The organism is Corynebacterium sp. NML 120412, assembly GCF_002285155.1.
Classification (GTDB): Bacteria; Actinomycetota; Actinomycetes; order Mycobacteriales; family Mycobacteriaceae; genus Corynebacterium; species Corynebacterium gottingense.
The window spans coordinates 43228-58043 of record NZ_NSGL01000008.1; the positions used below are offsets into that span (position 1 = coordinate 43228).

A 14816-nucleotide genomic window follows, 5' to 3' on the forward strand; every position below is an offset into this window, starting at 1 on the left:
AGCACGGTCGCCGGGGAGTTACGCGCCCGTGGTGAGTACCGCGAGCGCGAGATCCGCGAAGTGCTTGCGGAGGCCCACGCGTTCGCCGAGGAAAACGGCACGACGGTGGAGGAAGAATTCGGTGACGCGAAGCGCTATGCGCACAGCCTCCCGTCGCGCCCGAAGCGCAAGCTGCAGCGCGCAGCCAACATCAACGCCGGCGTATTCTTGCTCACGCTCGCCAACATGGCGCTCAACTACTCCAGCGAGGACGGGCCAAACATGGTCGGCGTCGGTTTGTTCGGATTTGCCGCGTTATGCTCCGGCGCCGCGGCGATCCAATTGTGGTTTAAGATGCGGCGATCCTAGCCGCGACGTGGGCATGGCCACGCTGGTTGACGTGGATGGGCAGGTTGCCCGGCCCGCCGTAGAAGTCCACCAGGCCGGCCCACATGCGCTGGTTATCCGGCGAGCACATGTTGTTGTTCCAGGTGGACGGCTTCATGTCCAGGAACTCCACACCGGTCGCGCGCGCAAGGTCAACCTGCGCCCACTGCGCGGAGTCCTCCCACTCCTGCACCGCCGCGAACGGGGTGTAGTCCGACACGTTCGGCGCTACATGGAAGAGGCAGACGCGATCACCCTGCGTGATCTTGGGGTAGCCGACGATCTGGATGCGCGCATTAGGGGCGGCGGCGCGAATGCGGTTGATCTGCGGCACCATGGCGGCGACAAAGTCGCGTCGAAAAGCGGCTCGATCGCGCCCGTCGTTGTGGTAAGTGTCGTTGAAACCGGTGGAGATGATCACGCGGGCCGTGCTGGGGGTCAGGCCGCCCTCGTTGACGGCGCGGGTGACCTGGGAGGCGAACTGCGGCCCCTTCTGGATGGAAACCGTGCCCGTGCAGGAGTAGTCCCAGGCGGGCAGCCCGAGTCGGCCGGCCGCCTGCTTGCCCCAGCTGGTTGGCGAGGTCGGGCACCACGTGGTCACGGAAGAGGAACCGCGCGGGTCCAGCCCGAGCTTGCCCGCCGCCCACTGCGGGCCGCTCGGGTCCGCGATAACGGAGTCGCCGAGGATGACCAGGTTTCGCTCCTGCGCCTGCGCGGCCGGTGCGACGGCCGTGCCGGCAGCCCCGACGGAGCCGATGGTGGCCAGGACCGCTGCGCAGGTGGCGGCAACCTTGGTACGAAGTGAAGTGCGCGTCATGTTCCGTATGCTCCTTGTGGCGGCATTATGTACAGGATGTGTATCCCCAAGTCGTGGACAAACGTTACCCGTGCCATACTTTCACCACAACATAAGTCACATACGTTTACTGAATTAACATCCCAACTCTTTTTGTGTAACTAAGCAGATATGCTGTGTCTGCCAGCTTTTCAGGGAAAGAAGGACCTCGCGCCATGCCGCACCCCGCACTCTCTCCCGTGGGCCGCGCCGCGTTCACCGCGCGCTCCGCGGTCCGCTTCCTCCGCGCCGCCACCCGCGCCGGCTTCATCAGCGCCGAAGGCGGGCCGAAAGCCCTGTTCACCCTCGCGCCCGCGCTCGCGCGCTACCACTTCACCACCGCGCGCGAGGTCGAGCAGGGCGCCGCGGCAGTGCCCGAGCGCACCGCGCTTATCGACGACGACGGCCTCCTCACCTACCGCCAGCTCCGCGACCACTCGCGCGCCCTCGGCCGCTGGATGCTTGACGTCCAGCGCACGCAGGCCCTCGACGCGCTGCGCATCGGCGTGATGGCGCGCAACGGCCGTGGCATCATCCTGCCCCTCGCGGCGAAGGGCTACACCGGCGGCACGATCTTCCTGCTCAACATCGGTTCCTCCCCCGAGCAGCTGGCCGGCATCATCGCGGAAAACGACATCAACATCCTGTTCATCGACGACGAGTTCGCCGACCGCATCCCCGAGGGGATCGACCACGTCACCACGGTGTGGGCGCACACTTCCCGCGACCACGGCGACGAGCTGACCCAGGCCGGCATCATCGCCCGCGGCACCCGCGACCTCCCCGCACTCCCCACCTTCCCCGCGCACGGCGACATGGTGCTCATGTCATCGGGCACCTCCGGCATCCCCAAAGGCATCCTCCGCCCCGAGCCGAAGCTGCCGATCGTGGCAGCCGGCTACCTCGAAGCCATGCCGTTCCGCTCCGGCCACACCATCCAGATGACGGCGTCCATCTTCCACACCTGGGGGTGGTCCGCACTCAACATCACGCTCGGCGTGCGCGGCACCGTAGTGACCCAGCGCGTCTTCGATCCCGAGAACGTGTTCCGCCAGATCCAGAACTTCCGCTGTGACGGGCTCGTCTCCTCCCCCGTCTTCTTCAAACAGATGCTGGACGTCCCCGGCAACGAGCGCTACGACACCTCGCACCTGAAGTTCATCGGCTCGGCCGGCAACGCGCTCACCCCCGCCATCATTGAGCGCATGCACGACCGCTTCGGCCCCATCCTGGCCAATATCTACGGCTCCACCGAACTCGCCCTCGCCGCGGCCGCCGACCCGGAACTGCTGGCCAGCGACTTCTCCGTCGCCGGCCGCGTCCCGCCGGGCACGGTGCTCAAGCTTTACGACGCCAACGACCAGGAAGTCCCCCAAGGCGAAGTCGGCCGCATCTTCCTCAACAACGAAACGGCCCTGCGCGGCTACACCAACCCGGACACCCCGCTGGTCACCATCGACGGCCTCGTCGAGATGGGCGACCTCGGCTACTTCGACGAGCACGGCTACCTCCACGTCTTAAGCCGCAACGACGACATGATCATCGTCGGCGGCGAGAACGTGCACCCGCAGTCCGTCACCGAGGTCCTGGAGAAGATGCCCGGAGTGGACGAGCTCCACTCCGGCGGCGTCGATGACCCCGACACCTTCAAGCGCATCGCGGTGTGGGTCGTGCGCGAACGCTCCGACGCCGGCGCTCGCCTGACTCCCCAGGCAATTCGCGACTGGGTCCGAGCCCATTTGGCTGACCACTCCATCCCCCGCGACGTAAACTTCGTGGACAAGCTTCCGCGCAACGCGACGGGCAAGGTTGTCCCCCGCCTCCTGCCGGAAAGCCGCCGCGACACATAAGTCCCGAGGACCAGGGCGCCAGCTCTTATCCCCGGGAGGAAGGAACCCCATGGGAGCCGCTGCCCCCGGCACACGCGACAACGCCCGCGCGCCATTCCTCCTCGCCCTCGCGTTCCTCATCACCGCCGGGTGGTCGGCGAACCACTTCGCGTCGGTGCTGGTTCTCCTGCGCCGCGACCACGACATCTCCGCAGTGTTAGCCAACAGCGCTTACGGCATCTACGCGGTTGGGCTCTTCCCCAGCCTGCTCATCGGCGGGTGGGTCGCCGACCGCTTCGGTTCGCGCCCCGCCGTCGTTGCGGGCACAGTCATCGCGGCCGCGGGCAATGTCTACCTCATGCTGGGTATCCCCGGGCACGGGTTGCTCCTCGGCCGCTTCGTCGTCGGGCTCGGGGTGGGGCTGGTGGTCAGCGCCGGTACTACCTGGGCGGGCAGGCTCCGCGGCGCGGGCGGGTCCACGCTCGCGGGCATCGCGCTGACCACCGGGTTCATGCTCGGCCCGGTCTCCTCCGGTGTGGTCGCCCACCTGGCCGCCGACGCGGTGAAGGTCCCGTTCGTGGTGCCGATTGTGATGGCTGTGGGGGTGATGGTGGCGTCGATACGCATGCGCGACGATGGCGCGCCAACGGTGACGAAGACTGCTGAGACTCGCCCGGGCCACAGCGAGGTCAAGGCGCTCGCGACTGCGGTGCCGATGGGGATATGGGTCTTCGCCTCGATCACGACCGCGATGGTGGTGCTGGCTGGGCGCACCGACTTTGCCATCGGCGCCGCGTTCATGCCTGGTGTGGCCGCGGTACTGGGCTTTAGCGTGGCGCTGGCCGTGCAGGCGCTCGCCAGGCGCGGGCAGTGGGGACCGCGCGCGGGTGTGGTCGGGGCACTCGGCGCGACCGGCGGCATGGCGCTCATCGCGGTTGGTGGGGCACGGCCGTCTGCTTGGGTGTTTGTGGCGGCGACCGCGCTGCTCGGGCTGGCGTACGGGCTGTGCCTGCGCGAGGGGCTTCTCGACGTCGACGAGTACACCCCACCCGAAAAACGCGGCCGCGTCATCGGGCTGTACTACGTGGCCACCTACATCGGGTTTGGGATCTCGCCGCTGATCGCGTGGATCACGCCGCGCGTCGGGCCGAGCCTGCCGTTCGTGGTGCTCGCCGCGCTGGCCGGGTGCTCCGCGCTCATCCGCGCCGCGCAGATTCGCCGCGGGTACCTGGTGCGCGGGGTTGTTGGGAGTTGAGGTTTCGTCGGTGTGGTGTCCTGGGCGTGACGTCCTAGATGGAGCTAGCTCCGTTTGGCCGATGCGGGAGACGGCGACCCGGGGTTTTACAGCGTGACTGGATGCAAATGGAGCTAGCTACGTTTGGACAATGCAGTCCCACGGATTCGCGTGTGATGAATCGCGTCGCTAGTGCCGAGAATCATTACCCCTACTCATATCCGGATAGCTGAGCTGCGATAGACCATTCTCCCTCCAGAGAAAGACCACCTAAGATCGATTCAAAATCGCTGGAAACTACTGTGGGGCGGAATCCTTCTGCATAGAACGTTGCTTCTTTAGTCTTCTCCCCTCCAACACTCAACGCGATTTTCCCTTGCTCAGGTGTGCGGTGCCGAACTACGACATGATCGATTAGGGCTACAGCGCTTGCCCATGATTCCTTGCCCATATCTTCAAGGCAATGCCGCGAATAGAAGTCAGGAAAGGGATCCCTCTGTACTGGAGAGATTCCAGGACGTGAAACTCTCTTCATGGCGACCGACCGAAGGTTCGAAATGATAGCTACGGGGAGCGCCAAGTCCCACACAGCGAAGAGCTGTCGAAGGGGCAATCGGCCCTCCACAGAGCGGACATTCACATGTACTTGGATAGCTTGTAGCTCTTTGTTCATGTTGCGTGTGACGTCATTGAGTTCCCAGAGACCCGAAGAGACCTCCTCGTTCAAGGAACTCCCGGTGCTGGCGAAGCCAAGCGATAACTCTGCCCACCTAAAGCGATCAAAAAGTAGGTCTAAATCTACTTCCGCGCCGGCTGGGGCAGAAGCCTCAAGAATGATGTAATTGTCCTCGTACACGGTGTAGGTCACACTGAAGCAGGGTAGCGTCACTTCTACGCCCCGAACCATGCCAGGGGCATCAGCGTAATCATTGATGTCCACATCGACGTTGCCTCGAAATACCGTTTGATCGTGATTCTTGCAGACAGCACGTGCGGTAGCCCTATTTCCGCGACCGCCCCCACCAGGATTGGATTTTTTGTACCCGTCCCTACGCTTCGGAACCCCTGGTCATGGGGTCCTTTCGCCCAAAGCTCAATACGTACCGTAGCAGTTCTTGCGGGGCCAGAAACCTGATCCCACCATCCGTGGACACTGGCAGCCCTAGGTCCTTCAGATGTAGAAATATGCGGGCGGTCGGAACGAGCTTTGAATCTGAATGTCTACGGAAACAATCCATATGGATTGACGCGTTCCTGTTCCTGCGGATCATTCAAATCGACTGCGTAGGATACCGTGGGTGCCTGTCCGAACTCGCTTGCGCATACCGAGAGTCTTATTGGGTAGTGGCCTACTGCGGATGCTCCTCGCTGTAACGCAGCAAAGTATCCGCAACAATCAAGACTCCAAGCTCAGCTTCGTCACGCAGCTGTGCTTCGGAGTACTCAACGCCCTTGATGATTCGATGCTCAGCGTGGATAACACTCGCAGTCTCCTGGTCTACGCGGAAGACAACCGGCCACAGCGCACGATTATTAAAGTCGCTGATCCAATTGAGGTCCGCTGCTTTAGGCTGACGCGCCTGGACCATCCCACCAATACCAATGTTCGTGTCCTGATCAACGATGTAGATAGGAACCCCATTGACTTTAGTAAGCAACCCACCAGTCGACAGCTGCGAGCAGCTAAGCCCCTGAGAGGAGAGTGCCTCCCCAATAGATTCGACGGATGCTTCACGCAACGCCGGCTTCTTCTTTCCAAACAATCCCATGGCCTTACTCCGCTCCTTCAAAAAGAGCTTCGATCTTTCCCAGCGCGTCGAACCCGACCTGCAAGCTGGCGTCGATAAGCGTGTCCAGCTGGAATTGGGACACACCTTGGGTGAAGTTGAAGTGATTGCGAAAGACAACCGTCCTGCGTCCCTCGATGAGATTAGGAACCACTTTGCCGAAAGCGAGGTTGTCGTTCGTCGCATTGATGGCGTTCATTGCCACTAGCTGTTCGTCTGACGGGATTGTTCGAGAGGACTCAATGCGGACACTGAAATATTCACCCTCGGGAACGAAGATGGCAACACCTTGCGGAAATTGGGCACCCCACTCGCCGTTGTCCTCTCCCGCAGAAATCTGCAACACATTCAAAGACTTGACAAGCATGGAGGCAGAGAAGGTCGTGATGTCTTTATATGAACTCATGTTGTTCCTGCCGAGTTAGGTGTTGATGAGACGTTTGGGGTCAGGTGAGTCCACGACGCATTCAACCGAGACTGTCATGGCCACACCGTAGTTCCGTGTATCCGGTACTGCAGGCGTTCTCTTGCCCAGGAGTCGCTCCTATTCCCGCGCTTCACTGGAGCCATCCGCGATGATGCGCCCTAGAGATCCGATAACGACTGCGGTAACTAAGTAACCGCTGACCGCATAATTGAAAAGTCCGCTACACATCTCATCGTTGAGTATGTCGTAGATCAGGAAAACCGGGGCTAGTAAAACCATCACGACTAAGAAACGGAATGGAGAAAGCACCTTTCGCTTCACTGAAAGGTGGACGAGGTACCCCATTGCCATGATGCATAAGGAGATGAATAGCGCGACCGCTGCGCCAAAGACCACATAGATCATATTTCTCCCTGAATTCATCCCGGGGGTGTCCACCATAACCTGGGACAACTCGGCGCGCCAGACCCACGCCGAAACCCCAGCCAAAACGGTGTTCTAGCTGGGCTTTTGGTGGAGCCGCCTGCGAGAATCGAACTCGCGACCTTTTCATTACGAGTGAAACGCTCTGCCGACTGAGCTAAGGCGGCCGGACAACGCACATAGCGACGCTGTACCGGAACACGATTGTAGTGCAGAAACCAGCAAATAATAAACCAGCAGGTCAGCGCACGCCGCAGGCGATGCGCAGGTGACCGATCATGCCGTTGAACGCCACGGTCGGCGTCACCGACTGGTGCAGGCGGGCGCGACACTGCGCGATCGCGTCCTGGCAGGCGACCAAGCCGGCGGCGGGCACGCGGTCCGCTACCGCGCGGGCAAGTGGCTCGAAGTCGGGGTGCGTCAGCGGGACGTCGGCACCCGACTGCACCACCAGCGCATCCCGGTACACGCCGGCGAGGTCCACCAGGACCAGGTCGAAGACGTCGCGCTTACGCCGGGTACCGCGCGCTTTTTGCCGCGACTCAAGCTCCTTGATGGAGCTGGCCGCCCCGCGCAGCGCCTTCGCCGCGCCCTTCCCTTTCGCGCCCATGCCCAGGGCCTGCTCGAGTTTGGCGCGCTCGGCGGCATCTTCCTCCGCGTAAGCGTCGACAGCCTCTTTCTCCGTCGCCTTGACCAGCGCCCCCACCGCTTGGAACGCCTGCGCACCGTGGAAAATCAGCTCGGCCAGGTTGATCGCGCGGGCGCGGCGCTGCTGGATGTCCGGGTTGCGCACCAGCAGGCGCGCGCGGCCCACGTGGCGCAGCGAGGTCGCCGCGGCCAGGCGCGCGTCGTGCTCGCTCGCGCCCTCCTCGTCCATAAGGATGCGCACGAGCTCCGACTCGGACGGCGACGGGATATAGAGGTGCCTGCAACGAGAGCGCAGGGTTTGCGAGAAGTCCTCGGGGTCCGTCGACGGCGCGAGCATGATGATCACGGTGCGCTCCGGCGGCTCCTCCACCGTCTTGAGCAGGGCGTCCGCGGCGGCCGGGTGGAGGCGATCCGCGTTCTCAATGATCAGGACGCGGTGCGCGGCCACCGTGGGCATCCGGGCCGCCTGCGCGACGATGTCCCGGATGTACTCGGTTTTGATGATCAGTTCCTTGGGCACCACGTGCACCACGTCGGCGTGCTGGTCCGCCAGCGCGTCGCGGCACCCGGCGCAGCGGCCGCAGCCCACCTCGTGCGGGTCCGTACACACCAGTGCCGCGGCGAACGCCATCGCGGCCTGCGAGCGCCCTGAGCCCGGCGGGCCCGTGAACAGCCAGGAGTGGGTCATTGCGTATTGGTCCGCGGGGGCGTCGATAAGCAACTGCTCGCGCGCAGACGCCGCGGCGGACAAGATGACGTCGCGCACGTGGGGTGCGTCGGCGAGGCGCTCTGCGACACTGCGTGGATTGGCTGGCTGAGTCACGCTGCTCTAGCCTACTAGTTCGCCCCCACAACCACGATGAACGCTAAGGTGATAGGTCATGGAGAGATTCTGGCACGGACTGCGTTGGGTGTGGGGCACCTCATGGCCCCTGTACGCCGCAACCGTGCTTGGCACCAACGTGCTCGGCGCCGCCGCAATCATGCTGTTCATCAGGTACTTCATCCCCATGCCGGAGACCGATGAACTGGCGCTGCACAGCTCCACGCTCGGCCTGATCGGGCTGTTGTACGTGGTGTTCGCCGTGATCGTGGGCATGGTGGTCACGTTCTTCCTCTTCCGGCCCGTGCTGGAGTGGCAGCGAAGCCCCGAGGACCACGACCCCAACATGGTGCGCCACCTGGTGCTTCGTCTGCCGGTGTTGCAGACGATGATCGTGGTGGTGGTGTGGCTCATCGGTATCGCCATCCTCGCCGTAATCACCGCGCGCACGAGTGGCCCGTTTGCGCTGGTCATTTTCATCGCGACCTCCATGGCCTGCTTCGTGACCGCCGTGCTCACCTACCTGCAGGCTGAGCGCCTCGTGCGGCCGATCGCCGCCACCGCGCTCGCGCGCCGCTTCGAGGACTCCACGCTGGAGCCGCCGATCAAGCAGCGCCTGTACATGACGTGGTTCACCACCTCCGCGGTGCCAATCCTGGGCATCGTGCTGCTCTTTGTCGCGCAGGCGCGCGGCTTCTTCACCGATACCCCGGGCGAGCTCGGGCCAGCCGTCTTCGCGCTCGCCATCTCCGCCCTGGTCACGGGTGCGTTCGGCACCGCGTTTGTGATCATGAGCGTGGTCGACCCGATCAAGGAGCTGCAGGACGCCATCAACCGCGTGCGCCGCGGCGAGACAAATACGCAGGTGGACATCTACGACGGCTCCGAAATCGGCGTTCTCCAGGCCGGGTTCAACGAAATGATGCGCGGCCTGCGCGAACGCCAGCGCGTCCGCGACATCTTCGGCCGCTACGTGGGCAGCGAGGTCGCCCAGAAGGCGCTCGAGGAAAAGCCGGAACTAGGCGGCGAGGACCGCAAGGTTGCCGTCGTGTTTGTCGACGTCGTCGGCTCCACCACCTTCGCCGTCGACCACACCCCGGAGGAGGTCGTCGCGGCGCTGAACAAGTTCTTCGAAATCGTCGTCGAGGTCGTCCACCGCAACAAGGGCGTGATCAACAAGTTTCAGGGCGATGCGGCGCTCGCCGTCTTCGGGGCCCCAGTTTCGCTTCACGACGCCACCTCGCACGCCCTCCAAGCAGCCCGGGAACTCCGCCAGGAGCTCGGCGGGCTGGAGCTCGAAGCCGGCGTGGGCGTCGCCTCCGGGCACGTCGTGGCGGGCCACATCGGCGGCCACGACCGCTTCGAGTACACCGTGATCGGCGACGCCGTCAACGCCGCCGCCCGCCTCACCGAGCTAGCCAAGGGCGTCCAGGGCCGGGTGCTCACCAACGCATCGACCCTGCGCGCCGCCAACGAGGTCGAGCAGCAGCGCTGGACCCTCATGAAGTCGGTCGAGCTGCGCGGCCGTAACAAGATGACGCAGCTGGCGCGCCCAGTGCGCTCCACCATGGCGGACCGGTACTAGGCAGGTTGTTGCTTGGGGCCTCCGTGGCCTCCCAAATGACGAGAGTGCGTAAAATTTCCCGCGCCCAACCCTATTCACCCAGGTCGCGCCCTCCCGGCACCCCCGCGCCAAGGAAATCTGTCACTGTCGGTCCGGCGCAGTGAGCCCGTGGACGAGCAGCAGCTGGCCGATCGACCCCGCCCAGGAGACCGCGGCGCGCGTGCCGCGCTCGCCAAGCCACGCCGGGAGGCCCGCGAATCGGCGAGGTGGGCGATGCCGGCGGCGTCCGCGCACCCGGCCCACGCGAGGCGGGCTGGGGTGGGGTTGGAGTGGGGAAGCAGGGCGTCGATAAGCGCCTCGGCGCCCCGGAGCGTGCGGGTGAGCATCTACTTCTTCCTGGAGCCGGCCTTGACCACGCGCTTGGTGGTCTGCGTGGGTTTCTTCACCGTCTTCTTCGCGCGCTTAGTCGCCTTCTTCTTGGTCGCCTTTTTCTTCGTGGCCTTCTTCTTGGTGGCCTTCTTCGGGCCCTCCTCGGCCTCGCGGGCGCGACGGGCGGAGAGCAGCTCGTTCGCGCGCTGGTCGGTGACTGTCTCCGGAGTATCGCCACGCTGCAGCGACGCGTTGGTCTCACCGTCGGTGACGTACGGGCCGAAGCGACCGTCCTTGATGGTCATCGGCTTGCCGGAGACATCGTTGTCGCCCAGCATCTTCAGCGGCGGCTTCGCGGCGGCGCGACCGCGACGCTTCGGCTCCGCGTATATGCGGCGGGCCTCGTCGAGCGTGATGTTGAAGATCTGGTCCTCGCTGGCCAGGGAACGCGAATCCGTCCCCTTCTTCAGGTACGGGCCGTAGCGACCGTTCTGCGCGGTAATGACCTCGCCGTCGGCCGGGTCGGTGCCCACCTCGCGAGGGAGGCTCAGCAGCTTCAGCGCGTCCTCGAGCGTGACCGAGGCCGGCTCCATGTCCTGGAACAGGGACGCCGTGGCCGGCTTGAGCTGCTCGTCCACCAACTCGGCCAGGCGCTTTTCCTTCTGCTTCGCCGCCGTCTTGGTCTCCCAGTTCTTCTTGCGCTTGCCCTCCTCGGCGCGCTGGGCGTCCTCCTCGGCGCGCTCGGCCGCGATGACTTCCTCGGCGTGGGCCTCGGCGGTGGCGCGTTCGTCATCACGCACGAGCTCGGTGACGTACGGGCCGTAGCGGCCCTCCTTGGCCACCACGGTGCGGCCGTTCGCCGGGTTCTCCCCCAGCTCGCGGCCGGACTGTGGGGTGGCGAAGAGCTTCTCGGCCATCTCGAGCGTGATGCCGTCCGGGGTGGAGGCCTCCGGCAGGTTGGCGCGCTGGTAGTCCGGCTCGCCGTCGGCGGTCACGCCCACCTGGCGCTCAATGTAGGGGCCGTAGCGGCCGACGCGCACGTTAATGTCGCGTCCCTCGGCGTCCTCGAAGAGTTTCAGCGAGTTGACCTGGCGTGCGTCGATGCTTTCCAGGTTGGCCTCGATGATGTGCTTGAGCCCGCCGCGGCGCGCGACTGCCTCGGCCATGTTCTCGTCCGCATCGGCATCGCCGAAGTAGAAGCCGGTGAGCCACTCGGTGCGGTCCTCGTTGCCGTGCGCGATCTCGTCCAGCTCGTCCTCCATGGAGGAGGTGAAGTCGTAGTCCACCAGCGCGTCGAAGTTGTTCTCCATGAGCCCGATGACGGAGAACGCCACCCAGGTGGGCACGAGCGCGTTGCCACGGGTGACCACGTAACCGCGGTCCTGGATGGTCTTGATGATGCTGGCGTAGGTAGACGGGCGGCCGATGCCCAGGTCCTCCATCTTTTTGACCAGGCTGGCCTCGTTGTAGCGCGACGGCGGGTTGGTGGTGTGCTCGTCGGCACTCAGCTTCGTCGCGTCCAGCGCGTCGCCCTTGGCCAGCTGCGGCAGGTGCGTCTCCTTGTCGTTGGTGTCGGAGTACGCGCGCAGCCAGCCCGGGAAGGTAATGGTGCGGCCGGTGGCGGTGAACTCGGCGCGCTCGCCACTTGCCGCCTCGCCGGCGACGGTGACCTTGGTGGAGTTGCCGCGCGCGTCCGCCATCTGCGAGGCCACGGTGCGCTGCCAGATCATCTCGTAGAGCTTGAACTCCTCCGCGTCCAGCGACCCGCCGAGCTGGCCGGGGGTGGCGAAGCGCTCGCCGGCGGGGCGGATCGCCTCGTGCGCCTCCTGCGAGTTCTTCACCTTGCGGTCGTAGGTGCGCGGGGACTTGGACACGAAGCTGTCGCCGTACAGTTCGGTGGCCGCGGAGCGCGCGGCCTGCAGGCCTTGCTTGGACAGGGAGGTCGAGTCCGTACGCATATACGTAATGTGGCCGTTTTCGTACAGCCGCTGCGCAATACGCATGGTGCGCGCGGACGTGAAGTGCAGCTTGCGCCCCGCCTCTTGCTGCAGGGTCGAGGTCATAAACGGCGCGTGCGGACGCCGGGTGTACGGCTTTTCCTCCACTGCGGTGACGCGCATGGGGCGGTCACGGAGGCCGTCGGCAAGCGAATTGGCCTTTTGCTTATCGACGACCACCGCCTCGCCCTTCAGCCGCCCCCGATCATCAAAATCGCGGCCCTGCGCCACGCGCTGGCCGTCGAGCGTGGCCAGCTTCGCGTCAAACTCGGTCTTCTCGCCCTGCTGCGGCAGGAGCGACGCGGTGATGTCCCAGTACTCGGCGGCGATGAACGCCATGCGCTCGCGCTCGCGCTCCACGATGACGCGGGTGGCCACGGACTGGACACGGCCGGCGGACAGGCGCGGCATGACCTTCTTCCACAGCACCGGCGAGACCTCGTAGCCGTACAGGCGGTCCAGGATGCGGCGGGTCTCCTGTGCCTCCACCAAGTCCATGTCCAGCTCGCGGGTGTTTTCGGCGGCCTCGCGGATCGCGGACTCGGTGATCTCGTTGAACACCATGCGCTCCACCGGCACCTTCGGCTTCAGCGTCTCCAGCAGGTGCCACGCGATCGCCTCGCCCTCGCGGTCGGGGTCTGTGGCGAGCAGCAGCTTGTCCGACTCCTTGAGCTTGGCGCGCAGGTCAGACACTTTCTTCTTCTTGTCCGGGCTGACCACGTAGATCGGCGAGAATCCGGCCTCCGGGTTCACGCCCAGCTTCGCCCACGGCTCCTTCTTGTACTTCGCGGGGATGTCGGCGGCGCGGCCCGGCAGGTCACGGATGTGGCCGACGGACGCCTCGACGATGTAGTCGTTGCCCAGGTACTTCTGGATCTTCTTCGCCTTCGTCGCCGACTCCACGATGACCAGGGTTTTGCCGTTTCCCGCCACGCTTTGTGACACCTCGCTCTATTTACTCGATTCGCACCTATATATATGTACTGATGCGATACATGCGCTTTCTCGCAGTATATGCATACACCCGGCGGGCGCGCCTAAACGCCGAATCTCAAACACCAACATTTGTAGCAGACCCGAGATCTCGCAGTCCCCGGCGCATGGGCGTATCGTAGCGGGGAGCATACGGCAGCACCGCGCCCATCGCGCCGCTGCGGCAAGCCCGTGACCAGGCGTTTGAGAGGAGGAACCCCATGGAGATGTTCGACCCGTTCATCAACTTCCTCCACATGCTCATGGGCACCCCATTGTTCTACCCCCTCGTCACGGTGCTCATCGTTGCCGACGCCCTCGCGCCGATCGTCCCGTCCGAGTCCGTGCTGAACCTGGCCGGGGCGTTCGCCGGCTCGCAAGGCGTGCCCGATGCGACGGCCGTGATCGTCGCCGCGATCATTGGCGGCATTATCGGCGACAACATCTGCTTCGCCCTCGGCGGCCGCCTCATCGGTTTTGTCGAGCGGCTCGACGCGGAGTCCAAGGCCGGCCAGGCGATCCTCTGGGTGCGGCGCAACATGAACCGCGGCGCGGGCGCCACCATCATCGTCGCCCGCTTCATCCCCTGGGCCCGCTGGGTAGCCACGATCGTGCTCGGCTCGGTGCGCTTTAACTGGTTCGCCTTCGTCATCTACGACACGGTCGGCGTCATCGTCTGGGCCATCCTCTCCGTGGGCATCGGCTACGCCGGCGGCGCGCTGTTCTCGGATGTCCCGCTGCTCGGCATGATTGTCGGCGTGCTGCTCGGCTCGCTCGTCGGCTTTGGCATCCAGAAGCTGCAGGGCAAGCTGTTCGACTGGCGCGACGAGCGCCGCGGCGAGTCCTCGCTGTAGGGGTGTAGGGCTGTAGGGAGGGGCGCCCGCGCTCGCTCTCGTCGGGAAACAGGGCGGCCAGCCCGCGGCGACGGCGGCAACAGCGCTCTCGACGCCCAAATGGCGAGACCTGGATGACGAGGATACGACGAAAAGGGACCGCGGACAAATAGTTGGAGTGTCCCCGGGGGCGGAGAGGGTTTCTGATGTCCGCGCATTTTCCCCGTGAGATCCGGGAGCAAGCAGTTGATAAGTTTCTTGAAGGCATGCCGTACAAGCGCATCGGCGATTGGCTGGAAGAAAGCTATGGCCAACGCCCTTCTCGGTCAACGGTCGGGTTATGGGTCAGGCAAAGACGTCACGGTCGCCCTCTTAGCCCGCAGCCGGGTATGCATGCCCCGGAAACAGTCGCTGATGCGGTTGCACGTCGTGTGACCTCAACACAGTCGTTTGCAATTATCGGCGACCAAGTTGGCGTCGCCAGTGGGTCAGTGCGGAAATGGACTTCGCGGTACTGGCCCGACGCGCAAGAGGTTGCCGCTGCCGCGTCGCTGCCGTTCGACGAGGTCTACGCGATCACAATGGAACGTGTGAGCAAAGATCGCAGAAACAAACGCACCAAACAGCAACAGCGCATCGCTGATAAGCACAACGCCGCAACCCGTCCGGCACCGGTAGATTCCTGGTTGCCAGGCCCAGGTCCTGTCCC

At 64.5% G+C, this 14816-nt stretch carries 14 protein-coding genes and 1 tRNA gene; 6 read left to right on the forward strand and 9 right to left on the reverse strand.

What is annotated here, in order from left to right; genetic code table 11:
• The first annotated feature begins 60 nt into the window (after window positions 1–60).
• The gene (locus CKJ84_RS11235; protein ID WP_095547003.1) at window positions 61–348 is read left to right on the forward strand and encodes a hypothetical protein; all 288 of its coding nucleotides are present in this window, start codon (window positions 61–63) and stop codon (window positions 346–348) included.
• Here the strand turns inward: CKJ84_RS11235 and CKJ84_RS11240 are convergent.
• Window positions 329–1183: a GDSL-type esterase/lipase family protein gene (locus CKJ84_RS11240; RefSeq protein ID WP_095547004.1), complete on the reverse strand. Its 855-nt coding sequence runs from the start codon at window positions 1181–1183 to the stop codon at window positions 329–331. The genes CKJ84_RS11235 and CKJ84_RS11240 overlap by 20 nt on opposite strands.
• A gap of 194 nt (window positions 1184–1377) precedes the next feature.
• On the opposite strand from CKJ84_RS11240, the gene CKJ84_RS11245 reads away from it, so the two are divergent.
• Together CKJ84_RS11245 and CKJ84_RS11250 are read left to right on the forward strand one after the other, a co-directional pair.
• Window positions 1378–3051 carry an AMP-binding protein gene (locus tag CKJ84_RS11245; RefSeq protein ID WP_095547005.1) on the forward strand — a complete coding sequence of 558 codons (1674 nt, stop codon included), beginning with the start codon at window positions 1378–1380 and terminating at the stop codon, window positions 3049–3051.
• Window positions 3052–3100: 49 nt separating this feature from the next.
• Window positions 3101–4285 carry an MFS transporter gene (locus CKJ84_RS11250; protein WP_095275175.1) on the forward strand — a complete coding sequence of 395 codons (1185 nt, stop codon included), beginning with the start codon at window positions 3101–3103 and terminating at the stop codon, window positions 4283–4285.
• Between the two features lie 190 nt (window positions 4286–4475).
• Here CKJ84_RS11250 and CKJ84_RS12120 read toward each other — a convergent pair whose 3' ends face one another.
• From CKJ84_RS12120 to CKJ84_RS11275, 6 genes are all read right to left on the reverse strand, one after another.
• Window positions 4476–5132: a hypothetical protein gene (locus CKJ84_RS12120; RefSeq protein WP_143340367.1), complete on the reverse strand. Its 657-nt coding sequence runs from the start codon at window positions 5130–5132 to the stop codon at window positions 4476–4478.
• 481 nt (window positions 5133–5613) lie between these two features.
• The gene (locus CKJ84_RS11255; protein WP_095547006.1) at window positions 5614–6033 is read right to left on the reverse strand and encodes a hypothetical protein; all 420 of its coding nucleotides are present in this window, start codon (window positions 6031–6033) and stop codon (window positions 5614–5616) included.
• A gap of 4 nt (window positions 6034–6037) precedes the next feature.
• Window positions 6038–6457 carry a hypothetical protein gene (locus CKJ84_RS11260; RefSeq protein ID WP_095547007.1) on the reverse strand — a complete coding sequence of 140 codons (420 nt, stop codon included), beginning with the start codon at window positions 6455–6457 and terminating at the stop codon, window positions 6038–6040.
• Window positions 6458–6595: 138 nt separating this feature from the next.
• A complete protein-coding gene (locus CKJ84_RS11265) occupies window positions 6596–6883 on the reverse strand; it encodes a hypothetical protein (RefSeq protein ID WP_095547008.1) in 288 nt (95 codons plus the stop codon).
• Between the two features lie 109 nt (window positions 6884–6992).
• Window positions 6993–7068: transfer RNA gene (locus tag CKJ84_RS11270), tRNA-Thr, on the reverse strand.
• A 74-nt stretch (window positions 7069–7142) separates the two neighbouring features.
• Window positions 7143–8372, reverse strand: a complete 1230-nt coding sequence (locus CKJ84_RS11275; protein WP_095547009.1) for a DNA polymerase III subunit delta' — start codon at window positions 8370–8372, stop codon at window positions 7143–7145.
• Between the two features lie 58 nt (window positions 8373–8430).
• Between CKJ84_RS11275 and CKJ84_RS11280 the strand changes: the two genes are divergently transcribed.
• Complete coding sequence (locus CKJ84_RS11280; protein ID WP_095547010.1) at window positions 8431–9957, forward strand: adenylate/guanylate cyclase domain-containing protein; 1527 nt, start codon at window positions 8431–8433, stop codon at window positions 9955–9957.
• 120 nt (window positions 9958–10077) lie between these two features.
• Here the strand turns inward: CKJ84_RS11280 and CKJ84_RS12275 are convergent, their stop codons facing one another.
• Together CKJ84_RS12275 and topA are read right to left on the reverse strand one after the other, a co-directional pair.
• Entirely contained in the window at window positions 10078–10230 is a 153-nt protein-coding gene (locus CKJ84_RS12275) for a hypothetical protein (protein WP_158221704.1), read from the reverse strand.
• Window positions 10231–10322: 92 nt separating this feature from the next.
• Entirely contained in the window at window positions 10323–13247 is a 2925-nt protein-coding gene (gene topA, locus CKJ84_RS11285) for a type I DNA topoisomerase (protein WP_095547011.1), read from the reverse strand.
• A 248-nt stretch (window positions 13248–13495) separates the two neighbouring features.
• Here topA and CKJ84_RS11290 point away from each other — a divergent pair, with 248 nt between their 5' ends.
• Window positions 13496–14128, forward strand: coding sequence for a DedA family protein (locus tag CKJ84_RS11290; RefSeq protein WP_369801193.1), 633 nt, complete (start codon window positions 13496–13498; stop codon window positions 14126–14128).
• Between the two features lie 185 nt (window positions 14129–14313).
• On the forward strand, window positions 14314–14816 hold a 503-nt coding region (locus CKJ84_RS12280; RefSeq protein WP_158221696.1), incomplete at its 3' end, for a hypothetical protein.

What these genes read in the sequence shown, in the direction of transcription:
- CKJ84_RS11255 (WP_095547006.1), bottom strand. Translation starts at nt 6,033, where the DNA reads ATGGGATTGTTTGGAAAGAAGAAGCCGGCGTTGCGTGAAGCATCCGTC.
- CKJ84_RS11250 (WP_095275175.1), top strand. Translation starts at nt 3,101, where the DNA reads ATGGGAGCCGCTGCCCCCGGCACACGCGACAACGCCCGCGCGCCATTC.
- CKJ84_RS11245 (WP_095547005.1), top strand. Translation starts at nt 1,378, where the DNA reads ATGCCGCACCCCGCACTCTCTCCCGTGGGCCGCGCCGCGTTCACCGCG.
- CKJ84_RS11290 (WP_369801193.1), top strand. Translation starts at nt 13,496, where the DNA reads ATGGAGATGTTCGACCCGTTCATCAACTTCCTCCACATGCTCATGGGC.
- CKJ84_RS11260 (WP_095547007.1), bottom strand. Translation starts at nt 6,457, where the DNA reads ATGAGTTCATATAAAGACATCACGACCTTCTCTGCCTCCATGCTTGTC.
- CKJ84_RS11280 (WP_095547010.1), top strand. Translation starts at nt 8,431, where the DNA reads ATGGAGAGATTCTGGCACGGACTGCGTTGGGTGTGGGGCACCTCATGG.
- CKJ84_RS11265 (WP_095547008.1), bottom strand. Translation starts at nt 6,883, where the DNA reads ATGATCTATGTGGTCTTTGGCGCAGCGGTCGCGCTATTCATCTCCTTA.
- CKJ84_RS11240 (WP_095547004.1), bottom strand. Translation starts at nt 1,183, where the DNA reads ATGACGCGCACTTCACTTCGTACCAAGGTTGCCGCCACCTGCGCAGCG.